The sequence below is a fragment of the Halorubrum kocurii JCM 14978 genome, assembly GCF_000337355.1.
Classification (GTDB): Archaea; Halobacteriota; Halobacteria; order Halobacteriales; family Haloferacaceae; genus Halorubrum; species Halorubrum kocurii.
Genome location: NZ_AOJH01000065.1, coordinates 1 through 22,825, shown reverse-complemented (window position 1 = coordinate 22,825; position 22,825 = coordinate 1). Strand labels below are relative to the sequence as shown.

Here is a 22,825-nt window from a genome sequence, read left to right as displayed (position 1 = left end):
TGGAACCGCCCGTCGTTGTTAGAATCACCCGTTTTCCCGTCTGCGGTGGCGCGCTGTCGCCAGTGCCGACGCGTCGTCGCCGTCCTCTCAGGCGACGCTATCGATTGTTATCCAAGTTACATTACATATACGAAGTCTGTCAACGTCAGGCTCAAACACTTCGATTGCTCCGTTTTCGAGGATGATCGCGAGGTGACTATAATTATTGTTTCCAGTAGATTTAATTGATGAGATTGAGACGCCCCAGATATGCCACTTCGTGGCAAACTCAAGAGACGGGTTCACGGGTGGGTGGGCCCTTGGGGTATCGCGAGTCGGAATGACGACTCCAGCGTAGGTTTCGGAGGTGGTGTTTGTGGCTGACCCGCTGCTCATTCTGCTGGCCCTGCTGCCGCTCGCGGCGATTGCGATCATCATGGTCGGCCTGTACCAGCCGGCGACGATCACGATGCCCATCGCGTGGGGTATCGCGGCCGTGGGCGCGTACGTCGGGTGGGAGATGTCTCCGACGCTGATCGCGGCGGCCTCTATCCGCGGGGCGTTGACGGCGACGCGAATTCTCGTCATCGTGTTCGGCGCGATACTGCTGTTGTACACGCTCAAGCAGTCGGGAGCGTTCGAAGTCATCAACGCGGGCTTCTCCTCGATCAGCGACGACAGGCGCGTGCAGGTCATCCTGCTCGTGTTCCTGATGGGGTCGTTCATCGAGGGGGCGGCCGGATTCGGGACGCCGGCCGCGATCGTCGGCCCGCTGCTGGTCGGGCTCGGCTTCCCGCCGCTGGCCGCGGTGGTCGTCGCCCTGACCGGAAACATCCTCGCGATTACCTTCGGCGCGGTCGGGACGCCGCTTATCATCGGGTTCGAGGACGTCGTCTTCGGGCAGGACCCGACAGAGGCCGGCACGGCCGCGTACGCCGTCGTCCAGAACGGCGGGTTCGAGAGCGTCGGCGCCTACGTCGCCCAGATCGGATTCTGGGCCGCAGTCATCCACGCCATCGTGGGCATCGCGATTCCGTTCATCGGCGTGGCGATGATGACTCGCTTCTTCGGCGAGGAGCGCTCGCTCAAGCCCGCCATCGAAGTGCTCCCGCTGACGCTGTTCGCGTGGGGCGCCTTCGTTGTTCCGTACCTCCTGACGGCGTACTTCCTCGGCCCGACGTTCCCGGGACTGCTGGGTGCGATGATCGGCCTGCTCGTCGTCGGCTCGACGCTGCGTGCGGGCTACTTCATCCCGGAAGAGGAGTGGGACTTCGGACCGCAAGACCAGTGGCCGGACCACTGGATCGGCAAGATCGAGCCCGGAACGGGGATGGGCGACTCCAGCTCCGGCCAGCGTGTCGCGACCGACGGCGGAACGAGCCGCTTCGAGGAGATGCACAGTCAGGACATGTCGCTCGGGATGGCGTGGGCTCCCTACATCCTCGTCGCGGCCCTGCTGATCGTGACCCGGGTCGTCGGTCCCGTGCAGAGCTTCCTGTCGTCGACCGGCGTCATCGCGTGGAACAACATCCTCGGAACGCCGTTCTCCGAGGGCATCGAGATGCTCTACCTCCCGGGGTCGCTGTTCGTGGTGGTCGCGGTCGTGACGTACGGGCTCCACGACATGGACGCCCAGGGGATCAAAGACTCGTGGGGTGAAGCCGTCAGGAACATCATCCCGGCGGTCATCGCCCTGTGGTTCGCCGTCGCGACGGTAATGATCATGCAGAAGACCGGTGCCGACGTCGTGATCAACGGCGTCGAAACCGTCGATCTGGGCATGCTACAGCTACTGTCTCAGGAGACGGCGAATCTCACCGGGCAAGCGTTCCCGTTCTTCTCGGGGTTCATCGGGGCGTTCGGCGCGTTCATCGCCGGTTCGAACACGGTCAGCGACATCCTGTTCGGCCTCTTCCAGTTCGAGGCGGCCCAGCAGATCGGCGCCCCGACCCAGATCGTGGTCGCCGCGCAGGCGGTCGGTGGGGCGATCGGTAACCTCATCGCCATCCACAACGTCGTGGCCGCGCTCACCGTCGTCGGCCTCATCGGCGAGGAAGGGCGCGTCATCCGACTGGAGCTGATACCGGTGCTGTACTACGGGGTCGCGACCGGCATCCTCACGCTGATTCTCGCGTACGTGGTGGTGCCGGGGACGTTCTGAGGTCCTCAGCGGGGACATTTTTCTCGACGGCGGCATTTTCCGCGGCGACACGTCCGACGACAGCACTGGCGGCGACCGCGTTTCGCCCGAGCAGTCATGCCGCTCGCGCCCCAACCTCGCTCATGGACCGCAACGACGTGCGGCGCGCGTGGGAGGACGTGGCGGCGACGTACGCCGCCCGTCGCGACCCGGACGGCTCCGACGCCGCGCTGATCGACGACCTGCTCGCCGGGCTCCCGTCCGACCCGAACATCCTCGACGTCGGCTGCGGCGACGGCGCGCGGACGCTCGCGAACCTCCCGGCCGGCAGCGTCGGGCTCGACGTCTCGCGGCGCGGGCTCGACCTCGCGGCCGAAGCGGTGCCGGGCGCGCGGCTCGTCCACGGCGAGATGTCCGCGCTGCCGTTCGACGCCGACCGGTTCGACGGGATCACGGCGTATCACGCGGTGTTTCACGTCGAGCGCGACCGGCACCCGACGGTGTACGAGGAGTTCGCGCGCGTCCTCCGGCCGGGCGGTCGGCTCCTGATGACCCTGCCGGGCGGCCGGTTCGAGACGGTGCGCCGCGGCTGGATGGGCGGTCGCATGTTCTTCTCGGCGCCGGGCCGCGACCGCACTCTCGCGCAGCTCCGCGAGGCGGGCTTCGAGGAGGTCGAGACGACGACCGCGACCGACCCGCTCGGGAGCAACACCGAGTTCGTCTTCGCGACGCTCGGCGGGGAGTGACCGGCGCGACCAGAGACGGCGGCGGGACCGCGGCGAGGCTCTCGGCCGAGTGAGTCCGGCGGAGCGCTTTTCGCTCCGGCCCGCCCACGGTCGGTATGCGCGTCGCTACGCTGCTCCCCTCCGCCACGGAGACGCTGTGCGCGCTCGGCGTCGAGCCGATCGGCGTCTCGCACAGCTGCGACCACCCGCCCGCGGCCCGCGATCTGCCGACACTTACGAGCACCGTCGTCGACCACGCGGACCGCTCTGCCGCCGACATCGACGCCCAGATGCGGTCGGTCGACGGCGCCGTCTACGATCTCGACGTTGACCGGCTCGCCGCGCTGGAGCCGGACCTCGTCGTCACGCAGGCGACGTGTGACGTCTGTGCGGTCGACGCGGGCGCGGTTCACGAGGCCGTGGCCTCGCTCGCCCCCGCGCCCGAAGTGCTGACGCTCGACCCGCACTCGTTCGAGGACGTCCTCGGCGACGTGACTCGCCTCGGCGAGGCGGTCGACCGCCCCGACGCAGCCGCGGCGCTCACCGACCGACTGACGGCTCGCGTCGAGCGCGTCCGCGAGCGCGCGACCGACACCATCGCCGACGAGGGCCGTCCTCGAACCGCGGTCCTCGACTGGACCGACCCGCCGCTCCGGGCCGGTCACTGGGTCCGCGACATGGTGGAGATGGCGGGCGGGGACCCGTCCTTCCAGCCCGACGGCGCCTCCGAGCCGGTGGCGTGGGACGACGTGCGCACGTCCGACCCCGAGGCGCTCGTCGTCGCTCCCTGCGGCTTCGATCGCGACCGCGCCGTCGAGGCGGTGGCCGACCTCGCCGGTCGTCCCGGCTGGCGGGACATCGCCGCGGTCGCCGACGACCGGGTGTACGCGGTCGACGGGAACGCGCTCTTCAACCGCCCGAGTCACCGGCTCGTCGACTCGCTGGAAGCGCTGTTCGCCTGTCTCCATCCCGACGACGCCGCGACGCCGCCCGCCGAGAACGACCGGATCGCGCGCGTCGATGACGCCGCGGTCCGGTCCGCCCGCGCCGACGGCGGGTGAGCCGGCCCTCCGACCGCCCGGGCTGGCCTCGTCTCACTCCCCGCGACCCGTCCGGTCGCGGAGCGCCGAGAGCGTGGCCGCCGCGCGCAGGTCCTCGACCGTACAGTACCACGCGCCGCGCACCCCGTTCGCGTCGTTCTCGACCGGCGAGTCGAGCGGGACCAACTCCTCGAGCTCGAAGACGACGACGACCCGCTCCGCGGAGACGGGGTCGATCAGCGCCGCCCAGTCCGCGTCGTCCATCGGCCCGGGCTCGCCGCGAGTCTGCTCGATCCGGTCGACGACGCGGGCGTAGTGGGTGATCGCCGAGACGGGCGCGGTCCGGTAGAAGGCCATGTAGTCGAAGCCGGCGCGGGTGCGGTCGTACGACCGCGGCGCCGGATAGACCCCGCCGCGACAGCGCTCGAAGGTGTCCGGTCGCGTCGCGACGACGCAGACCCGCGCGTCGCCGGGCGCGTCGTCGGCCGGCGCGTCCGTCGCGAACCGATCGAGGTCCATCGTGTGCTCCGGGGTAGCCGCCGGACGCGGATATATCCGCGCTCGGCACGTACGAGCGGCCGATGGCACGCAGCGCGGCGAACGACCGCGGCGGACCACGCGAGCGCGATGACTCTCGGCGCGACGGCGCCGGTCGTGACGACGCAGGACCCGACGCCCCGGCGGACTCCTCCCCGCCGGCGCTCGCGATCGAGGGCGTCTCGAAGCGGTTCGGGTCCGGAGAGGCGTCCGTCCTCGCGGTCGACGACGTGAGCCTCACCGTCGAGCGCGGCTCGATCGTCGGGCTCCTCGGGCCGAACGGCGCCGGCAAGACGACCCTTATCAAGTGCGCGCTCGGGATCGTCCTCCCCGACGCCGGCTCGGTCCGGGTGTTCGGGACGGACGTGGGCGACGGCCGCCGGGCGGCCTACGCGAACGTCGACGCGATGTTAGAGGGCGCGCGCAACGACTACTGGCGGCTCACCGTCCGGGAGAACCTGCGGTACTTCGCCACGATCGCTGGCGTCGACCCGGACTCGGTGCAGGCCCGCCACGACCGGCTGCTCGACCGGCTCGAGCTGACGGCGAAGGCCGACACGCCGGTCCGGGACCTCTCGCGAGGGATGAAACAGAAGGTGTCGCTGGCGAGTGTGCTCGCCGGGGGCGCGGACCTCGTCTTCCTCGACGAGCCGACGCTCGGGCTCGACGTCGAGAGCTCCCGGACGCTCCGCCGGGAGCTCCGCCGGCTCGCGCGGGAGGAGGGGCTCACCATCGTGCTCAGCAGCCACGACATGGGCGTCATCGAGGACGTCTGCGACCGCGTGGTGATGATGGCGAACGGGCGGATCGTCGCCGACGACACCGTCGGGGCCCTCCTCTCCGGGACCGAGCGCGACGTCGTCCGGGTCGTCAGCGCCGACATCGACGACAGGGTCGTCGCGACCCTCCGGGAGCGGTTCGACGTGCGAGCGGTCGAGGCCGGTCCCGGTGCAGCCGGGCGCGACGGGCGCGGCTCGACGGCCGTCGAGGTCGCCGCCGCGGGCGACGCCCTGTACGACCTCATGGACGCGCTCCGCGAGGCCGGCGTCACGGTGGAGGACGTCAGGACCGTCCGCCCGGAGCTGGAAGAGGTGTTCGTCGACCTCACCGGCATGGAGTCGGGCGGGAGCGGAACGGTCGGAGACGATCGAACAGCGGCGGAACCGCGGGGGCGGTCGTCGTGAGCGGCGGCGAGGACATCCCGTCGTCGGCCGCCGCCGACCCTATCGACGAGCCGCGGCCGGCCACGTACTACCACCTCGCGCGGGCCGTCCTCTACCGCGAGTACCTGATCTTCGTCCGGTACCCGGCGAACGCGATCGGGGGGATCGTCGTCGCGCTGTTCTTCTTCGGCGTCCTCTTCTACGGCGGCCGGCTGCTGGCCGGGCAGGCGCTCACCGACTCGCTGTCGGGGATCATCGTCGGCTACTTCCTGTGGACGCTGTCGGTCGGCGCCTACTCGTCGGTGTCGAACGACATCGGCAGCGAGGTCCAGTGGGGGACCTTAGAGCGGCACATCACCACGCCGTTCGGGTTCGCGCCGGTCGCCCTATTTAAAGGAGTCGCGAAGGTGATCCGGACGTTCCTCACGAGCGCGGTCGTGCTCGCCGTCATGCTGCTGCTCACCGGGACCCGGCTCAGCCTCGACCCGCTCACGGTCGTCCCCGTCGCGGGACTGGCGATCACCTCGGTCCTCGGCCTCGGCTTCGCCGCGGGCGGGGTGACGGTCCTCTACAAGCGGATCGGCAACTGGCTGAACCTGCTGCAGTTCGGCTTCGTCGCGCTGATCTCGGCGCCGGTCCTCGACGCGCCGTGGACCCGCTTTCTCCCCCTAGCCCACGGGAGCGCGATGCTCCAGCGGGCGATGGTCGACGGCGTCCGGCTGTGGGAGTTCGGCCTCGCAGACATCGGGCTCCTCGTCGCCGTCGCCGCCGGCTACCTCCTCGGCGGCTACGTCGTCTTCCACTACGCGACGCGGCGGGCGCGGCGCCTCGGCGTACTCGGGGACTACTGAGGCGGCGCGGGTCGCACCGAGGCCCGTCGCGCTCAACGAGCCGCCAGGACGCGAGTGACGGAGCAGGCGGGACGCCGCCGGGGGGCGACCTACCCGGGCCCGTCACTGCTGTTCGCCGTCACCACGACGTAGATCAGCGCTACCGGGATTGCCGCGCCGAGCGCGCCGGTCGGGATCAGCGCCGTGGACGCGCCGACCGTGACCAACAGCCCGACCGCGACGCCGGCCGCCGCGGCGCCCGCGAGGAGGACTTCGACGGTTCTCCGCATATCCGATCGATGACACCGAGTTCACATGGGCGTGTCGCTCCCGGCCTTCGGAGCAAGACTGCGCTTCGCCTACCGATCCTCCTCCGGCTCGGCCGCGAGCGCCTCGTCGCGGAGCTCTCGGCAGCGGTCGCCGGCGACCTCTAACTCGGGGACCGGGGTCGGCTTCCCGTCTGCGTCGACGGCGACGAAGACGAAGTACGACTCCGTCGTCAGCTCGCGCTCGCCCGTGCGCGGCGACTCGCGGTACGCGCGGATCCGCGTTCGGAGGCTCGTCCGCCCGACGGCGTACACGTACGACTCGACGATGCAGGTGTCGCCCTGCGGCACCGGTCGCTTGAAGTCGAGCCCGTTGATCTTGGCCGTGACGCACGTCTCGCCGGCGGCGCGCATCGCTGACATCGCGCCGATCTCGTCCATCCACTTGACGACGTTGCCCCCGTGGGCCGACTCGTAGTTGTTGGTGTGCGTGGGCTGAACGCGCTGGCGGTTCTCGATGTAGGTGTCGCTGACGGACGGCATACCGACCGGTGGTGCCGCTGGGGCAAAAGCGTCGCACCTCGGCTTGGGTCGTGCTTTCGCGTTCTCGCGGGCCGTGGTTTCGCGTTCTCGCGGGCCGTGGTTTCGCGTTCTCGCGGGCCGTGGTTTCGCGTTCTCGTGTCCGATTGCCACGTCACGCGGAGCCCTCAGGTCAGTCGATCCGAGGCGCAAACAAATTATCGAAAAGAGTAATTTGAGCTATGCTTTTAAATAGAGCGACAGACCCTCCGTGAGTACAATTTATGTTAAACGCGATCACCGCGCGGTACGGGCGACGCGTCGGGGCGGCGGTGCTCCTGACGCTCGCCGCGACGCTCGGGTTCATTGCCCTCTTCACGGCTCACGCCGCGACGCTCGGGACGCCGGCGGCCGCGACCGCGGCGCTGACGTCGACGGCGCTCGTCGTCACGCTAAATCTCGGTCTCCTGGGTATCGTTCTCGTCGGCAACGTCGCGGTCGAACTCCGCCGCCTGACGGAGACAGCCGAGGCGGTTGGCCGCGGCGAGTTCGACGCCCGCGCGACCTCTGACCGGAGCGACGAGATCGGGCGGCTATTCGTCGCCTTCGACGAGACGCGCCGGTCCCTCCGCGACGCGGTCGCGGACTCCGAACGGGCCCAGTCGGAGGCGGAAGCGGCCCGGGAGGAGGCGGAAACGATGTCTGAAACCCTGCTGGAGCGCGCCGAGGATATCGGCGGCGCCATGGAGCAGGCGGCCGAGGGCGATCTCACGCGTCGGCTTCCGGAAGAGACCGAGATCGACGCGATCGAGCGGATCACGGCCGCGTACAACGAGATGACCCGCGGGCTCTCGTCGACGGTCGAGGACATCCAGTCGTTCGCGAGTGACGTGGAGTCGACGAGCGGTGAGATGGCGACCCGCGCCGACGACGTTGCCGGGATGAATCAAGAGGTAGCCGCCGAGATGCGAGCGCTGGCCGACGAGTTAGACGAACAGACGGACCGGCTTCGCAAGACAGCCGCGGACACCGACGACTTCTCCGCGACGGTTGAGGAGATCGCCTCCACCACGGATGAGGTGGCAGGCGACGCGACCGCCGCGGCCGAACTCGGTGAGGAGGGCGAACGCCGCGCGACCGAGGCGATCGAGGCGATCGTCGCGATCGGCGACCTGCTCGGGGATCTCGACGGGCTCGTGGCCGGGCTCGACGACCGGATGGACGGGGTCGCGGAGACGACCGACGTGATCACAGATATCGCCGAACAGACCAACATCCTCGCGCTCAACGCCTCCATCGAGGCGTCTCGCGCCGGGGGCGACGGGGACGGATTCGCGGTCGTCGCCGACGAGGTGAAGGGGCTCGCCGAGGAGACGCGCGAGGCGACGACGGAGATCGAGGCGACGATCGGCGAGGTCACCGAGGACGTGTCGGCGGTCACCGGCGAGATGGACCGGACGATGGCGGAGTTGGACGAGACGACCGCTGCGGTCCGAGCGGCCGGCGACGCGATCGAAGAGCTCACCGGCACCGTCGAGGACGTCGACGTGGCGATGGGCGACATCGCCCGCGCGACCGACGAGGGCGCGGAGGGGATCGAGGCGGTCGCCGCACGCGTCGAGGCGGTCCACGCCTCCGCCACGGACGCCGCGGACCGCGCTCGGTCGCTCGCGGAGACCGCGGACGACACCGCCGAAACGGTCGGCGATCTGGCCGAGACGGCGACGGCGCTCTCGGAGCGGACCGCGTCGCTCACCGAGCGGCTCGACCAGTTCCAGACACGGGCTGACGCGGCGACCACCGGAGGAGGGCCGACCGACGCGGAGGCCGACGCTCCCGCCGTCCCCGCCAGCGTCGACGCGGAGGTGAGCGCCGATGATTGAGCCGTCGACGGTGCGGTTCGCGTCCGCGGGGATCTACGCGGTCTCCGCCGTGGTGTTGCTCGCGCTCGCGCGCCGCAAGCCCGCGGAGCTCAGCCGGTACTGTTACCCCTTCGTCGCGGTCGTCGCGCTCGCCGGGGTCGGGGTCGGCGCGTGGGGTGCCGAGGTCGGAACCATCGAGGTCGCGAACGGGTCGCTGCGGGGCGGACAGCTGCTCACCGACTACGTGGCGTACCCGTTCCTGTTCGGGTTCGCGGCGTTCGTCGCCGGGGTGAGTCGGAGACACGTCGGCGGCGTGGTCGCGATCACCGTCGTGATGCGGCTCGGATACGACTTCGCGGAGGTGTTCGAGGGGGCGCTCGCGTTGGCGGGCAGCGGGATCATCCTCGTCGGGTACGCGACGCTCGTCGGGCTGTTCTTCGGTCCGATCGCGACCGTGGCGTCTCGCCAGCCGCCCGCCCGCGAACTGTTCTACAAGAAGACGCGGAACCTCTCGCTGTTCGCGTTCGGCGTGTTGATCGCGTGGGCGATGATCCAGATCGCCGGGCTGTTCGACGCGTTCACCGCGACGGTAACGCTGGAGTATCTCGACATCCTCCTGCGTGTCGGGTTCGCGGGCTTCGTCTTCGCGAACGTCGAGACGCTACTCGCCGACGGCGACGGCCCGGAGAGCACAAGCGGAGACGACGCCGAGAGCGGACCTGCAGAGTTCGGTTCGGGAACCGCTCCGAGAGCGACCGACTGATCAAGCGAACGGGGCGGCGGGGCAGCCGCCTCCCGTCGGTTACAGACGATTTGCACAGTTCTGTCGGCGAAACCCGATCGTTCGTGGCCGTTTTCGCAGATCGATAGAGCCACAAGAAGATATATATACTCGCGTGGCATTGTTTAGCACGCATGTCTAGTAGTGCACCCAGCGCGGACGACGACGTGTTCGACGAGTTCCTGTCCGACCGCGGCCACGAGACGGAGATCGTACGCTGGGAGCGATCCTATAACAAGCTTCAGTGTCCGGAGTGCGGTGCGCTACATCCCGAGGGAACCGCGCGGTGTGACGTCTGCGACTGGCGCCCCACCTGACTCGACGGCGTCGCACGACGGGTTAGCGGTTTTCTTTCGACTGGAGCCGGCGGCAGTATTATGTGCTGTCAATCGATAGTTGCGATCATGCCGACCTGCCAGAACTGCGGTTCGTTCGTCACGACCGACTACGTTCGGGTGTTCACGCCGAACGAAGTCGACCGGCCTCGCGTCTGCCCCGCCTGCGAGGACCTCGTCCGCGACGGCGCCGACGTGCGCGAGGCGCGGGCGACGCGAAGCAACTGAACGTGCCGTCGATCCGACGAGGGACTGAGCGCACATCCGACCCGACAGCGACCATGTCGACGAACCGACAGCCGACCCGGAGTACCCCCGACGCGGCGTTTCCTCGGGAGCGCCCCGAGCCACGTCGTTTAAGAAGAGTCGGGAACAGGAGTAGACAATGACCGATCCCACGGTGACGCGACTGTTCGGCGGTCCGGGCAGCGGGAAGACCACGGCGCTCCTGGACCGCGTCGAGGGGATCCTCGACGACGAGGACGCCGACGTCCGCGACGTGCTCGTGGTCTCGTACACGCGCGCGGCCGCCGCCGAGATCCGCGAGCGCCTCGCCGAGCGCCTCGACATCTCCCCCCGCAGCCTCCAGGGGAACGTCTGTACCATGCACGCGAAGGCGTACGAGCTGCTCGACCTCTCGCGCGGCGACGTGGTCGGCGAGGACGACAAGGAAGCGTTCTGCGAGGAGTACGGCGTCGAGTTCGAGGACCAGCACGGCGGCGCCGGCCGCCGGACCGCGCGGTCGACGACGATCGGCAACAAGATCATCGCCACCTCGCAGTGGCTCCAGCGCACCGAGCGCGACGTGGCGGACTGGTACGACGTGCCCTTCCAGTGGAACGTGGAGGAGGTCCGGCTCCCGCCCGAGGAGGACCCCAACGCCCAGGAGGGGAACAAGTACACCCCGACGTGGCCCTCCGACGACGAGCGGATCGACATCCCCGAGACGATCCGCGCGTGGCGGGCCTACAAGGGTGACAACGACCTCGTCGGCTTCGCTGACATGCTCGAACGGGTCGCGCAGCGCTCGCTGGTACCGAACGTCGACTACCTGATCATCGACGAGTTCCAGGACATCACGACGCTGCAGTACAACGTCTTCGAGGAGTGGAAGCCGTACATGAAGAAGGTGCTCATCGCCGGCGACGACGACCAGGTCGTCTACGCGTGGCAGGGCGCCGACCCCGACCTCCTCCTCGACACCGAGGTCGACGAAGACGTCGTCCTCCCGAACTCCTACCGGCTCCCCTCCGAGATCCTCAACGTCGTCAACGCGGAGATCCGCCACATCGACAAGCGGCAGGAGAAGGACCTCCACCCGCGCAAGGAGGGCGGCACCGTCGAGGCGATCGAGTCGCCGTCGATGCTCGAGCTGGTGCGGAACGTCCGGTACACCGTCGACGACGACGAGGGGAGCGTGATGTGTCTGTTCCGCGCGCGCTACCAGATGTTCGACTTCATCGACGAGTTCATCGACCACGGGATCCCGTTCACGATGCTGACCGACGGCCGGATGTGGACGGACCGGGTACAGGACTACGTCAGCGCCATCGAGAAGACCGACGCGGGCGATCCCGTGAACGGGCTCGAGGCCCGTCGGCTCGCCGACATGCTGCAGGACTCGGCGTTCGGCACCCACGATCGCGACGAGTTCTACGACTTCCTCGACGACCGGGAGGAGGCCGCCGACGCCGACGACATCGCCCAGATCGAGGTGACGACCGACGAACTCGACGAGCACATCCCCTTCATGCCGGACACCGCGAGCGTCGACGACATGGTCCGGAAGGTGACGAGCTTCCAGCGGAAGTCGATGGGCGCGTACTTCGACGGCGACTACAAGGGAATGGATCCGACCCGCGTCCGCGTCGGCACTATCCACTCCGCGAAGGGCCGCGAGGCCGACCACGTGTTCGTCGCGACCGACCTCACGGAGAAGGTCGTCGAGCAGATGGCCGCCTCCATCGACGACCCGACCGACGTCGACGGCGTCGAGGAGTTCACGAAGACCACGAGCCCGGTCCCCGTCCTCACCGACAACGAGCGCCGGGTCTTTTACGTCGGGATGTCCCGCGCCCGCGAGCGGCTCGTCATCATGGAGAGCCTCATCAGCGGGGCGCCGACGCTCCCGATCAGCGTCCTCCTCTTTAACGAGCTCCGCGACGAGCCCGCACAGGAACTCATCGAGGAGGTGCAGGCGGAGTTGGCCGTTCCCGAGCCTGAGCCGTGAGCGGCGGGAGCGACGCGGCCGAGTCGCTCGACCGCCCCCCGCTGCGTACCGACCTCGTCCCGATCGTCGAGGCGATCGCGGCCGCCGACGCCGACGCCTTCGTCGCGGTCGGTGACCGGTCCGACGACGACCTCCGGTACCTCACGCGCTTTGCCGGTCCGGACCGGGCGTACGCGCTGGTGGTCGTGCCGACGGACGAGGCCGTCGGTCGCGCCGTCTGCTGTGCCCCTTCGCTGTTCCGCGAACAGGCCGAACGGGAGTTCGTTTCGGGAGCGCGTCGCCGGGGAGAGGGCGACGGCGAGTTCTACGACGGCGTCGCCCGCGAAGTGCGGACCGAGCGCGCCGGCGACCACGCCGGCGAGCGCGCGGCGGCGGTCGTACGCGACCTGATCGGCGGCGACGACGAGCGCGGCGACCGGACCCTCCTCGTCCCGCCGTCGATCCCGCACGACGCGGCCGTGTACCTCGAACGGGCCGGCAACGCGCTCGCGTCGACCGATGCGGTCGCGACCGCTCGAGCGCGGAAAACCGACGCCGAGATCGACCGACTCCGCCGCGTCCAGCGCGCGGCGGTCGCGGGACTGGCGCGAGCGGAGGCGGTCCTCGCCGAGAGCGATGTCGTTGAGCCGACCGACAAGAGCGCGGGAGAACCCCGGTCCGACGCCGATCGCCGCCCCCCGCTCTGCTGGGGCGGCGAGCCGCTAACGACGGAGCGGCTCCGCCGCGAGGTGAACGCGGTCCTCGCCGCTCGCGGGGTCCGCGACGCCGGCAACACGGTGATCGGCGCCGGCCTGTCGGCGGCCGACCTCCACTACGTCGGCGACGACCCCATCCGACCGGGAGAGACGGTGCTGATCGACGTCTCGCCGCGCGGCCCGGACGGCTACCACGGGGACCTCACCCGGACGTTCGTCGTCGACGGCGACGGCGGCTGGGAGCGGCGGGCCTACCTCGCGGTCGAGTCGGCCCGAGAGGTCGCGCTCGCCGAGATCGAGCCGGGCGCGACCGCCGCGAGCGTCCACGGTGAGGCGGCCGCCGAGCTCGGCGCGTACGGGTTCGACCCGAGCGCCGGGGAGGGCGAACCGGGATTCACCCACGGCACCGGCCACGGCGTGGGCGTGAGCCTCCACGAGTCGCCGTCGCTGTCGGGCGCGGGCGAGCTGCGGCCGGGCCACGTCCTCACCGTCGAACCGGGGGTCTACGACCCCAAGGTCGGCGGCGTCAGGCTGGAGGACCTCGTCGTCGTTACCGAGGACGGCTACGAGCTCCTCGCGGAGTACCCGTTCGGGATAGTCCCGTCGGAGCGGGAGTGAACGGCAGATAGCTACGACCGCTGTTTGAGCTATCGGCGTTTCTTTTTCAGTGCCCATCGAAGCCCGACTCGAATGCGATCGAGACCCTCCATCGGAGCCGGTGAAGCCGACGAGTCCGAGCCGGGTTGCCGTGTGACGAAGAGATACCCGACCGCACTGACGCTTCTCGTGGCGGCGGTCGCGGTCGTCGGAATCGGTGTTGTCGGCGCCGGCGTCGCCACCGCTCACGGGAGCGCCGAGTTCGACACGGGAGCCAGCACCGTGACCGATGGCGGAACCACCGTGATCCCCGTCGAGAGCGATAGTATCGACGCGTTCGAGATCACCGTCGGCGACGAGGACGAGGTCGGATACGAGCTCCGCGCGACGGTGACGCCGGCAGAGGACGGTGTCACGGCGCTCGTCTTCGACCACACGGAGGCCGGCGGGGGCGGCGAGACCGTGACTGCCCAGGGCGACGGCGCGGTCGAGATCGACTACGAGACATCCCTCGACGACGCGGTCGCCCCCGGCAGCTACGACGTGGCGCTGTTCGTCGGCGGCGGCGAGCCGACGGACGTCAGTACCCTCGTCGTCGAGGACGGAGACGACGACGATACCGAGCGCGACGAAGACGACAATACCGACGGAAACGACGCGGACGAGACATCGGCCGAGCCTGCCACGGTCACCGAGTCCGACGTGGAGGAAGCCGACCTCGTCGTCGAGTCGGCGGAGGCCGAGGTGAGCGTTCCGGTGGACCTCGACGACGGCGAGACGGTGACCATCCGGATTCGGTCGGCCGGGGACGCGAGTCCGGGGTTCATCTTACAGAAGGAGACGACCGTCGAGGACGGGTCGGCGAGCGCGATCTTCGACCTGAGCCAGGCGACCCACGGCGACCGCGCGACGCTGACCGTCAGCGGGAACGAAGCCCTCGACGAGCCGGTTGACCGCAAGGTGCTCGTCGTCGACGAGAAGGTCGGCGTCGAGGAGAGCGACGGCGGTCTCGACGTCGAGACGCCCGGGTTCGGTGTCGTCGCCGGCGGACTCGCGATCCTCGCCGCCGTACTCGTGGCCCGGCGACGGGGATAACGGGGCCGAACCGCGCTACTTTTCGACCGAATCGCCCTCCGAACCGTTGGCTTCGGGGTCGTTCGCTCCCCGGACCTGTCGGGGGAGTAGCCCAGAAAGAAGCCTGCGGAGGATCCGGGCCGGATCGAGGAAGTACTGCGGGAGGACGACCATCGCGACGGCGACGACCAGCAACCCGGCGCCGAGCGCGACCTCGCCGGCGACCAGCCGGATGACGGCGTAGTTCGCGAGCGGCAGCGCGAAGACGAGCGACGCCGCCAGTCCGATCATGTCCACCAGTCCGAGTCGCATCGACCGTCCGTTGATCCCCGGGGGGCAAAAGGGACGCGGCGACGGCGCGGCGCGGCGCGCGACGAGGCGGGCGTCCCGATCGCGCGGACCCAGAACCGATATCCGTCGCCCGTCCCCAGTTCCGGTATGTTCACCGGCATCGTCGAGGACACCAGGACCGTCCGCGAGCGGACCGAGACCGAGGACGGCCTGCGGTTGCGGATCGGCGTCGACGGGTTCGACGACCTCCACCACGGTCAGTCGATAAGCGTCAGCGGCGTCTGTCTGACCGTCGAGGAGTACGACACTGCAGCCGGCGACGCAAGTAACGCCGACGGCGACGACTGGTTCGCGGTGTTCCTCGCGAGCGAGACGGTCGCGAAGACGTACCTCGGCGACGTCAGCGAGGGAGACCCGGTCAACGTCGAGCGCGCGATGCCCGCCGACGGGCGGTTCGACGGCCACGTCGTACAGGGCCACGTCGACACCGTCGCAGAGGTGACGGCGATCGAGCGCGTCGGCGAGGACTGGCGGTTCACCTTCTCGATCCCCGAGGGCCACGGCGACTACCTCGTCGACAAGGGGTCGGTGACGCTCGACGGCATCTCGCTGACGGTCGCCGAGAAGCGCGAGGCGGAGTTCGACGTCGCGATCATCCCGACGACCTACGAGCTGACGACGCTCTCGGGGAAGTCCGTCGGCGACCCGGTCCACCTCGAAGTGGACGTGATCGCGAAGTACGTCGAGAACATGGTCGAGGGGTACTGACCCCGGAGCCGGGAGCCGCGCCGCGGACACCCGGACTACGCGTCCTTCGCGCCCTTCACCGTCTCGCGGACCGCGCCGACGCCCTCGTCGTGGAGCAGGTCGCCGACGACGATCACGTCGCTGTGAGCGGCCATCTCGTTGGCCGACTCGTAGCCGTGTATCCCGCCGCCGTAGAAGAGCGCGGCCTCGTCGAGCGCGTCGTGAGCGGCCGCGACTTTCTCCGTGTCGCCGAACGTGCCCGAATACTCGACGTAGACAATCTCCTGTCCGAACATGCGCTCGGCCACCTTCGCGTAGGCCTCCACGTCGTCGGCGCTGAGATCGCAGTCCGCCTCGGTCAGCTGAGCGACCGACGCGTCGGGGTTCATCACGATGTACGCCTCGGTGTGCGTCCGGTCCCAGTCGAGGTCGTCGATGCGGACCCACTCCTTGTGTGCGCCGGTGATCCAGAACGGACCGCCGGCGTTGAACACGGTCGGGATCAGGTACCCCTCGAGCGCCGGCGAGTCGATGACGACGCCCGGATTCGACGGCTCCTGATAGAGCGGCACGTCGTACTCGGCGGCAGCGTCGACGACGCGGGTCATCTTCTCCGCGGTGACGTCGAGGGTCCCGCCGATCTCGATCGCATCGGTCCCGGTCCGGCAGACGTCCTCGAAGGTGTCGTCCCCGTACAGCTCCTTGTCCGGGTCGACCTTCAGCACGTGGTCCCAGTCGTCCCACGGGTTGTTCATCGGAAGCGACTCCACCGGGCGGAACCAAAAAGGTGCGGAACCTGTCTCGCCAGCGCGCGGACTCGACAGCGGGGGCTACAGCAGGTCGTCGAGGTCGTCGTTCCGGAACGCGTCGGCGGGGTCGGGCCGTTCCTCCGGCTCGTCGCGGACCGCCTGTCGCGCGCGTTCGAGAAACTCGTCGACGCGGCGCGAGCGCTCGACGCCCCCGAGGAAGACTAAGGCGGCCACCCGGTCCGACTCCAGCGGGAAGTCACCGCCGCGCACCTGCATCGACCCGGTCTCCTCCTGCAGCCACTTGCGCGCCTTCTCGGCTCCCTTCCGGGAGATACGGTCGGGGTCGCCCGCGACGGCGACCAACGCGGCGTCCGCGTCGGTCGCGTTCGGGAGCGACATCCCGGTCATCATCGCGCTCCGGACCGCGCTCATCACGGTCGTGACGTTCTCCTCGGCGTCCTCTGCGGCGGGCGCGGACGCGAAGCCGACCGCGGCCATGCCGCCGGCGCGCAGGGTGTTGATCACCTCGCTCGTGTCGACGACCGACTCGGCGACCCCCTCGACCGACTCGCCGGCCGCGAGCAGAAGCCCGACCCGCTTGGCCATCGAGGCGTTGATCGCCGCGTAGCCGCCCTCGACCGACTCGCCCGAGGAGCGCCACGCGTCGTTGTCGAGCAGGATCGTCGCGTCCGCCTCGCGGACGAGCGTCTTCAGCGACCGGCCGGCGTTCACCTGATACATCGCCCCCTCGTCGCGACCGGGAAGGACGCCGAGCGCGTACACGGGCACGTCGTACACGCGGCTCAGTTCGCGGACGAGTATCGGCGCGCCGCCGGAGCCCGTACCGCCGCCGAGCCCCGCGACCACGAACAGCGCCTCGGCGTCGGCGGTCACCTTCGGCGCGAGCGAGTCGAGCACCTCGACGGCGTCCTCTTCCATCACCTCGGCGCCGAGTTCGTTGTCGCCGCCGACGCCGTGCCCGTTCACCCGCGACTGGCCGACGAGGACCGTGTCGAGCGGCAGCGGGTCTAAGTCCGCCGCCGCCGTGTTCACCGCGAGCGCATCGAGCACCGCGCCGTAGCCGGCGTCGGCGTCGAACTCGGCGAGGGCCGTCGCGAGCATCCCCCCCGCCTGTCCGACGCCGAGGAGGACCGCTTTCATGATCGGAAGCTAACTTATCCCATGATAATACCTTTTCCCCAGAGATTTAAGTAGTGGACCGCGGCCAACCGGCCGCGTGACCGACACTACTCGCGACCACGACCGACCGTTCGCCGGCGGCGGGAAGCCGGACAAGACGACAAGCGACGGGCCGCCGGGTGGCTCTCAATCGTTCGGCCGAGCCGACCGGACGCCCGCCGGGACCGCCGAACCGGCACGGTTGGCGGGAGAGCGGACGACGAGAGATCGACCCGACCGGTCGAACCGACGAGACGGAGGAGACGTGGAACCGCACACGGCGCGAGCCGAGTCGGACGGGGCCTCGCTCACCGGCGAGAGCCGAGTGCGGGCTGACGGTTCGGACGACGGTCCCGGTGTCGGCGCGAGCGCCGACTCGACAGCCCCTCCGGACCAGGGACCCGGCGCCGACCGGATCGAGGAGCGGCTCCGCGCGGTCGAGCGCGCGCTCACCGGAACCGACGACGCCGTCGCCGACATCGGAGACGAGGCGGCCGCGAGCGCGGAGCGGGAGGCGCTGTCGACGCGGATCGACGACCTCGAAGCGCGTGTCGAGGAGTTGGAAGCGGCGACGCAGGCGATCAGAGGATACGTCGGGTCGATCCGCTCGGTGAACCAAGCGGTGGAGCGACGCGCCGACCTCGCGCTCGCCAGAGCGAGCACGGACGGCGGCGGGACAGCGACGGGCGAGAGGACAGCGGACCGGGACGCGACCGAGGCCGGGGCGCTCGACGACGATGTCCCGAGCGAGGCCGCCCTCGACGCCGCCGTTCCGACGGAACGATCCGGGGAAAACGGGACGGGAGCGGCGGCCGAGTCGGCAGTCGATCGTCCGGGGACGCGCGGCGGGGACGCGGACGACTCGTGGCGCGCCGGCGCGCTGGATCGGCTTCGTGAGTCGTTATAGACGGCACCTCGCGGCGCGGGGGGGTCCGTGATCCGCGTCGTCCTCACGGTCCTCGTCGCCGTCGCGCTCCTCGCCGTCTCGATGCCGGCGCTGGAGGACGCCCGCGTCGGAACGACCGACGAGCGGCTCGGGACCGAGTCAGATCGGATAGAGCGGGCGGTCGGCGGGCTCGTCTCCGGATCGACGAGCGTCGCGGACCCGTCGCTCGCCGCCCGGACCACGGTGACCGTTCGCGCGCCGAGCGGCGTCGCCGCCGCGCGGATCGACCGGCTCGCGCTCGTCGAACCGGATCGGTCGGGAGACGAGTCCGGCGCCGCGCTCCGGTATCGGATCGACGGCGGCCGCGACCGGACCGCGGCGGTCGTTCCCGACGTCGTGACCGCGACCGTCGAGGTCGTCGACGGGCCGGTCGCGCTCCGGACGAGCGGCGAGAGCCGTCTGGAGCTCAGCCTCGTCGACGACGGCGGCCCGACCGTCAGGATCACGCGGGTCGAGTGAGGATTTATACGTGATACCGCGGCCACGCCCCGCATGAGCTTCGATCTCCCCTCGCTGTCGGGGCTCGGGGGCGACGACGCGCCGCTGCGGTCGCTCCCGTGGCTCGACGGCGACGCGGACGGCTGTCGATGCAACCCGTCGTTCAGAGAGCCCGTCGGAACCGGCGTCGACGACCGGGTGGTCCTCGCGGTGGACGCCGACGGCTGCCCCGGACGCGGCGACCTCGCCGCGAGTCCCGCCTGTCTGGCGACGGTCGTCGAGGCGCTGACGGAGCGCGACGCCGACGTGGTCCGGACGCGCCACGCGGGTCGAGAGCGGACCTACGCCGGGCGAGCCGCTGCGTGTCTGATCGCCGCCGGACGGTTTCGCGAGCGGGTCGAGTTCCACGAGACGCGGCTCGCGGAGCGCGTGGCTCGGGAACCGATCGAGGCGGCGCGGGAGGCGGGCGGCCGCGAAGGACCGCCGAAGCGGATCGCCGCGGAGACCGGACTGACCGAGGCCGCCGCGAACGCCGCGACGACCGGCGACGTGTTGCGAGCGCACGCCGGGCCGACGGTCGCGGCCACGCGCGTCGCGTCGGCGCCGCCGCCGAACGCGGCGCTCGTCGACCGCTGGGAGGTCGAAACCGGCGCGACCGTGCGGCTGTACGAGGGGGAAGGACCCCTGCGGACGTATCACCTCACGCCGCCTTCGGCCCGGCTCGACGACGAGGCGGTCGAGCGGCTCNGAGCGGCTCGCCGCCGCCAAAGACCGGCTGCTCGACGATCCGACCGGCGGCGACAGGGCGCCGGGGCGGGCGGTCAGAGCGGTCGCGACGACCGGCGACCCCGTCTCGACGCTCGCCGACGTGCTTCGACGGCACACGCGCGGATACGGCGCGTTCGAACACGTGTTCGCCGACGACCGCGTGAGCGACGCGACGCTGTCCGCGCCCGTCGCGGAGAACCCGCTCCGGGTCGTCGTCGACGGGGAGCGCTGTCGGACCAACGTCAGGCTACCGCCCGAGGGGGCGGCGACGCTGGCGTCCCGCCTCCGGCGGACGAGCGGGCGAGGGTTCTCCCGGGCGAGCCCCACGCTCGACGCGACGATCGAGACCGAGTCCGGTCGCGTGCGGGTCGCGGCGACGACGGACCCCGCTAGCGACGGCCTTTCTTTTACCTTCCGTCGCGGCGACCCGGACGCGTGGACCCTCGCGCGGCTCGTGGACGTCGGGACGATATCGCCGGGAGCCGCCGGGCTCCTCTCGGTGGCCGTCGAGCGGGGCGCGACCGGACTCGTAGCCGGCGGCCGCGGCGCGGGGAAGACGACCGCGCTCGGGTCGCTCCTCTGGGAGCTGCCGGCGGAGACGCGGTCGATACTGATCGAGGACACGCCGGAGCTTCCGGTCGCCGCGGTGACCGCCGCCGGACGCGACGTCCAGCGGCTCCGAGTGGGCGACGGCGCGGAGCCGTCGCCGAGCGAGGCGGTGCGGACCGCGCTCCGACTCGGCGGCGGCGCGATCGTCGTCGGCGAGGTCCGCGGCGAGGAGGCGGCGGCGCTGTACGAGGCGATGCGCGTCGGCGCGACCGGCGAGGCGGTTCTCGGAACGATTCACGGCGAGGACCCCGACGCGGTCCGTGAGCGCGTCGTCACCGATCTCGGCGTCTCGCCCTCCTCGTTCGCCGCGACGGATCTGATCGTTGTGCTCGACGATCACCGCGTCGAGACGATCGCCGAAGTCGTCGGCCACGACCGCGGCGCGGCGTTCGAACCGCTCTTTAAGCGAACCGGAGCGGGACTGGCCCCCACCGGTCGGATCGACCGCGGCGAGAGCCGGCTCGTCGACTCCCTCAGAGAAACTAGCGAATCGTACGCCGCTGTCCGCGACACCGTCGATCGACGGGGGGAAGAGATCGGAGAGGCGGCGAGAACTGGACGGGTCACACCTGAGCGGTACGTCGACCGCGGCAGTGACGGGTGGCGACTGGGCGGAGGCGATCGATGACCGGTCCGGACGGGGATTTCGACGGGCCTGGACGACGCGGTGCGACGGACGACGCTGGGGAGTCGAACGACGCTGAGGGGTCGGACGAGCTCCGTCGAGCGGTCGCGTTCCTCGGGTGGGACACGACCAGCGCACGTGTGATCGAATCGGGGTACCGGATCGGAGTGGGCGTCGGGCTCGTCTGCGCCGTCGGCGCCGCGTTCGTCTCCGGACCGGTCCCAGGGCTGTTGTTCGGCCTGGCTGGAGGCCTGGGTACCACCCACGCCGTGCACCGTGGACCGGTGTGGCTCGCCTCGCTCCGACGGACCAGGGCCCTCGGGGCTGCGCCCGGGCTCGTCGGACGACTCGTGCTGCGGATGCGGTTGGATCCGTCGACGGAACGCGCCGTCCGGTTCGCCGCACGGACCGGTGACGGACCGCTCGCTGACGGGCTCGCGCGCCACGAACAAGCGAACGCTGACGGGCCGACCAGCGGTATCCGCGCGTTCGCGCGCGAGTGGCAGCCGTGGTTCCCGGCGATCGATCGGGCGGCCGCGCTCGTCCGGACGGCGGCGTCGGCGCCTCCCGAACGCCGAGGGCGATGTCTGGACCGCGCGCTCGACGCGACGATCGCCGGGACGACCGACCGGCTCGCCGCCTTCGTCGGCGAGGTCCGCGGTCCCGTCTCGGCGCTGTACGCCTTCGGGGTGTTGCTCCCGCTCGCGCTCATCGCCCTCCTTCCGGCGGCCGCGGCGGCGGGTGTTCCGATCGGTCCCGGGGTCGTCGCGGCGCTGTATCTCGTCGCGCTGCCCGCGGGCCTCCTCGCGGCGTCCGCGTGGTTGCTCTCCCGTCGTCCGGTCGCGTTCGCGCCACCGAGCATCGACGAGACCCACCCAGATGTCCCAGAGAGAGGAGTCCACGCCGTGGTCACCGGACTGGGAATCGGCGCCGTCGCAGCCGCCGTTACAGCGCGGTTCGTCGCCGGATGGGCCGCGCCGGTGGCGGGCGTTGGTGTCGGAGCGGGCGTCGGGCTGTTCGTCGCCGTCCGCCACCGCAGAGCGGTGCTGTCGAACGTTCGAGACGTCGAGCGGACCCTTCCGGACGCGATGACGGTGATCGGCGGCGACGTGGCCGAGGGTGTCGCCGTCGAGACCGCGATCGCAAACGCAGGTGAGCGGCTCGATGGAGCGACCGGCGAGCTGTTCGAACTCGCCGGACGGCGGAGCGACACGCTCCGCGTCGGCGTTCGAGAGGCCTTTCTCGGCCGCGGCGGTCCGGCGGTTCCGGTTCCGTCACCGCGGGTACAAGGCGCGGTCGCGCTGCTCTCCGTCGCCGCGCGCGAGGGGCGCCCGGCGGGCGACGTACTACTCGAGCTCGCAGACCAACTGGAAGACCTCCGCGAGCTCGAGAGCGACGCGCGGCGGCAGCTCGCAACCGTGACGGGGACGCTGACGAACACCGCAGCGGTGTTCGCGCCGCTCGTCGGCGGGGCGACGGTCGCCCTCGCCACCGGAATCGACACCGTCGACGCCGGAGGGCTCGGTGCCGGAGCGACCGCCGGGGCGGACGCGCTGGTCGGCCGCGGTGTGGGTGACCCCGCCGCTGTCGGTACCGAGACGGGCGGAGCGACGGTGGGACCGGACGCGAAGTCGACCGACGGCGGCGCGCTCTCGGTGCCGATGCTCGGACGAATCGTCGGTGTGTACGTGTTGATCCTC

22 protein-coding genes and 1 pseudogene are annotated in these 22,825 nt (G+C 70.5%); 17 read left to right on the top strand and 6 right to left on the bottom strand.

Translation table 11 applies throughout. The features are described from left to right. The first annotated feature begins 355 nt into the window (after nt 1–355). The 3 genes from C468_RS10165 to C468_RS10155 all read left to right on the top strand — a co-directional run bounded on the left by C468_RS10165 (nt 356) and on the right by C468_RS10155 (nt 3,905). The gene (locus C468_RS10165) at nt 356–2,140 is read left to right on the top strand and encodes an L-lactate permease (RefSeq protein ID WP_008848795.1); all 1,785 of its coding nucleotides are present in this window, start codon (nt 356–358) and stop codon (nt 2,138–2,140) included. A 122-nt stretch (nt 2,141–2,262) separates the two neighbouring features. Next, nucleotides 2,263–2,865 carry a class I SAM-dependent methyltransferase gene (locus C468_RS10160; protein ID WP_008848794.1) on the top strand — a complete coding sequence of 201 codons (603 nt, stop codon included), beginning with the start codon at nt 2,263–2,265 and terminating at the stop codon, nt 2,863–2,865. 95 nt (nt 2,866–2,960) lie between these two features. Next, nucleotides 2,961–3,905 (top strand): ABC transporter substrate-binding protein, encoded by a 945-nt coding sequence (locus C468_RS10155; RefSeq protein ID WP_008848793.1) that lies wholly within the window; start codon nt 2,961–2,963, stop codon nt 3,903–3,905. Nucleotides 3,906–3,938: 33 nt separating this feature from the next. On the opposite strand, the gene C468_RS10150 is transcribed toward C468_RS10155, so the two are convergent. Next, entirely contained in the window at nt 3,939–4,403 is a 465-nt protein-coding gene (locus tag C468_RS10150; protein ID WP_008848792.1) for a hypothetical protein, read from the bottom strand. Between the two features lie 62 nt (nt 4,404–4,465). Between C468_RS10150 and C468_RS10145 the strand changes: the two genes are divergently transcribed. Beyond that, nucleotides 4,466–5,605 carry an ABC transporter ATP-binding protein gene (locus C468_RS10145; RefSeq protein WP_008848791.1) on the top strand — a complete coding sequence of 380 codons (1,140 nt, stop codon included), beginning with the start codon at nt 4,466–4,468 and terminating at the stop codon, nt 5,603–5,605. After that, nucleotides 5,602–6,435 (top strand): ABC transporter permease, encoded by an 834-nt coding sequence (locus tag C468_RS10140; protein ID WP_008848790.1) that lies wholly within the window; start codon nt 5,602–5,604, stop codon nt 6,433–6,435. Before C468_RS10145 ends, C468_RS10140 begins: the two co-directional genes overlap by 4 nt. A gap of 89 nt (nt 6,436–6,524) precedes the next feature. Here the strand turns inward: C468_RS10140 and C468_RS10135 are convergent, their stop codons facing one another. Next, the gene (locus C468_RS10135) at nt 6,525–6,704 is read right to left on the bottom strand and encodes a hypothetical protein (RefSeq protein WP_049912173.1); all 180 of its coding nucleotides are present in this window, start codon (nt 6,702–6,704) and stop codon (nt 6,525–6,527) included. Nucleotides 6,705–6,773: 69 nt separating this feature from the next. Further along, a complete protein-coding gene (locus C468_RS10130; protein ID WP_008848789.1) occupies nt 6,774–7,223 on the bottom strand; it encodes an acyl-CoA thioesterase in 450 nt (149 codons plus the stop codon). A gap of 260 nt (nt 7,224–7,483) precedes the next feature. Between C468_RS10130 and C468_RS10125 the strand changes: the two genes are divergently transcribed. The 7 genes from C468_RS10125 to C468_RS10100 all read left to right on the top strand — a co-directional run bounded on the left by C468_RS10125 (nt 7,484) and on the right by C468_RS10100 (nt 14,794). After that, nucleotides 7,484–9,082, top strand: a complete 1,599-nt coding sequence (locus C468_RS10125) for a methyl-accepting chemotaxis protein (RefSeq protein WP_008848788.1) — start codon at nt 7,484–7,486, stop codon at nt 9,080–9,082. Beyond that, nucleotides 9,075–9,824: a bacteriorhodopsin gene (locus C468_RS10120; protein ID WP_008848787.1), complete on the top strand. Its 750-nt coding sequence runs from the start codon at nt 9,075–9,077 to the stop codon at nt 9,822–9,824. Before C468_RS10125 ends, C468_RS10120 begins: the two co-directional genes overlap by 8 nt. A 152-nt stretch (nt 9,825–9,976) precedes the next feature. Next, complete coding sequence (locus tag C468_RS10115) at nt 9,977–10,159, top strand: HVO_0416 family zinc finger protein (RefSeq protein WP_049911135.1); 183 nt, start codon at nt 9,977–9,979, stop codon at nt 10,157–10,159. Between the two features lie 87 nt (nt 10,160–10,246). Next, nucleotides 10,247–10,405, top strand: a complete 159-nt coding sequence (locus C468_RS18620) for a DUF7563 family protein (protein ID WP_008002314.1) — start codon at nt 10,247–10,249, stop codon at nt 10,403–10,405. A gap of 157 nt (nt 10,406–10,562) precedes the next feature. Continuing rightward, nucleotides 10,563–12,407 (top strand): UvrD-helicase domain-containing protein, encoded by a 1,845-nt coding sequence (locus C468_RS10110; protein ID WP_008848786.1) that lies wholly within the window; start codon nt 10,563–10,565, stop codon nt 12,405–12,407. Then, nucleotides 12,404–13,720, top strand: coding sequence for a M24 family metallopeptidase (locus C468_RS10105; protein ID WP_008848785.1), 1,317 nt, complete (start codon nt 12,404–12,406; stop codon nt 13,718–13,720). The genes C468_RS10110 and C468_RS10105 overlap by 4 nt, the downstream gene beginning before the upstream one ends. Before the next feature lie 132 nt (nt 13,721–13,852). Then, nucleotides 13,853–14,794 (top strand): BGTF surface domain-containing protein, encoded by a 942-nt coding sequence (locus tag C468_RS10100; protein WP_008848784.1) that lies wholly within the window; start codon nt 13,853–13,855, stop codon nt 14,792–14,794. Between the two features lie 15 nt (nt 14,795–14,809). Here the strand turns inward: C468_RS10100 and C468_RS10095 are convergent, their stop codons facing one another. Further along, nucleotides 14,810–15,085 (bottom strand): DUF7533 family protein, encoded by a 276-nt coding sequence (locus C468_RS10095; RefSeq protein WP_008848783.1) that lies wholly within the window; start codon nt 15,083–15,085, stop codon nt 14,810–14,812. Between the two features lie 126 nt (nt 15,086–15,211). Here C468_RS10095 and C468_RS10090 point away from each other — a divergent pair, with 126 nt between their 5' ends. Further along, a complete protein-coding gene (locus C468_RS10090; RefSeq protein WP_008848782.1) occupies nt 15,212–15,832 on the top strand; it encodes a riboflavin synthase in 621 nt (206 codons plus the stop codon). Nucleotides 15,833–15,867: 35 nt separating this feature from the next. Here C468_RS10090 and C468_RS10085 read toward each other — a convergent pair whose 3' ends face one another. Together C468_RS10085 and C468_RS10080 are read right to left on the bottom strand one after the other, a co-directional pair. Continuing rightward, complete coding sequence (locus C468_RS10085; protein WP_008848781.1) at nt 15,868–16,566, bottom strand: phosphoglycerol geranylgeranyltransferase; 699 nt, start codon at nt 16,564–16,566, stop codon at nt 15,868–15,870. A gap of 75 nt (nt 16,567–16,641) precedes the next feature. Then, a complete protein-coding gene (locus tag C468_RS10080; protein WP_008848780.1) occupies nt 16,642–17,721 on the bottom strand; it encodes a tubulin/FtsZ family protein in 1,080 nt (359 codons plus the stop codon). Between the two features lie 76 nt (nt 17,722–17,797). Between C468_RS10080 and C468_RS10075 the strand changes: the two genes are divergently transcribed. From C468_RS10075 to C468_RS10060, 4 genes and pseudogenes are all read left to right on the top strand, one after another. Next, nucleotides 17,798–18,646: a DUF7310 family coiled-coil domain-containing protein gene (locus C468_RS10075; protein WP_008848779.1), complete on the top strand. Its 849-nt coding sequence runs from the start codon at nt 17,798–17,800 to the stop codon at nt 18,644–18,646. A gap of 27 nt (nt 18,647–18,673) precedes the next feature. Beyond that, on the top strand, nt 18,674–19,144 hold the full coding sequence (locus C468_RS10070; RefSeq protein WP_008848778.1) for a DUF7311 family protein: 471 nt from the start codon (nt 18,674–18,676) through the stop codon (nt 19,142–19,144). A gap of 33 nt (nt 19,145–19,177) precedes the next feature. Next, nucleotides 19,178–21,128, top strand: a pseudogene (locus tag C468_RS10065) (ATPase, T2SS/T4P/T4SS family). Further along, on the top strand, nt 21,125–22,825 hold a 1,701-nt coding region (locus C468_RS10060), incomplete at its 3' end, for a hypothetical protein (protein ID WP_008848777.1). The pseudogene C468_RS10065 and the gene C468_RS10060, both read left to right, overlap by 4 nt.

Coding starts and splice junctions, on each gene's coding strand:
- C468_RS10160 (WP_008848794.1), top strand. CDS start 2,263: ATGGACCGCAACGACGTGCGGCGCGCGTGGGAGGACGTGGCGGCGACG.
- C468_RS10155 (WP_008848793.1), top strand. CDS start 2,961: ATGCGCGTCGCTACGCTGCTCCCCTCCGCCACGGAGACGCTGTGCGCG.
- C468_RS10150 (WP_008848792.1), bottom strand. CDS start 4,403: ATGGACCTCGATCGGTTCGCGACGGACGCGCCGGCCGACGACGCGCCC.
- C468_RS10145 (WP_008848791.1), top strand. CDS start 4,466: ATGGCACGCAGCGCGGCGAACGACCGCGGCGGACCACGCGAGCGCGAT.
- C468_RS10135 (WP_049912173.1), bottom strand. CDS start 6,704: ATGCGGAGAACCGTCGAAGTCCTCCTCGCGGGCGCCGCGGCGGCCGGC.
- C468_RS10130 (WP_008848789.1), bottom strand. CDS start 7,223: ATGCCGTCCGTCAGCGACACCTACATCGAGAACCGCCAGCGCGTTCAG.
- C468_RS10125 (WP_008848788.1), top strand. CDS start 7,484: ATGTTAAACGCGATCACCGCGCGGTACGGGCGACGCGTCGGGGCGGCG.
- C468_RS10120 (WP_008848787.1), top strand. CDS start 9,075: ATGATTGAGCCGTCGACGGTGCGGTTCGCGTCCGCGGGGATCTACGCG.
- C468_RS10115 (WP_049911135.1), top strand. CDS start 9,977: ATGTCTAGTAGTGCACCCAGCGCGGACGACGACGTGTTCGACGAGTTC.
- C468_RS18620 (WP_008002314.1), top strand. CDS start 10,247: ATGCCGACCTGCCAGAACTGCGGTTCGTTCGTCACGACCGACTACGTT.
- C468_RS10110 (WP_008848786.1), top strand. CDS start 10,563: ATGACCGATCCCACGGTGACGCGACTGTTCGGCGGTCCGGGCAGCGGG.
- C468_RS10095 (WP_008848783.1), bottom strand. CDS start 15,085: ATGCGACTCGGACTGGTGGACATGATCGGACTGGCGGCGTCGCTCGTC.
- C468_RS10090 (WP_008848782.1), top strand. CDS start 15,212: ATGTTCACCGGCATCGTCGAGGACACCAGGACCGTCCGCGAGCGGACC.
- C468_RS10085 (WP_008848781.1), bottom strand. CDS start 16,566: ATGAACAACCCGTGGGACGACTGGGACCACGTGCTGAAGGTCGACCCG.
- C468_RS10080 (WP_008848780.1), bottom strand. CDS start 17,721: ATGAAAGCGGTCCTCCTCGGCGTCGGACAGGCGGGGGGGATGCTCGCG.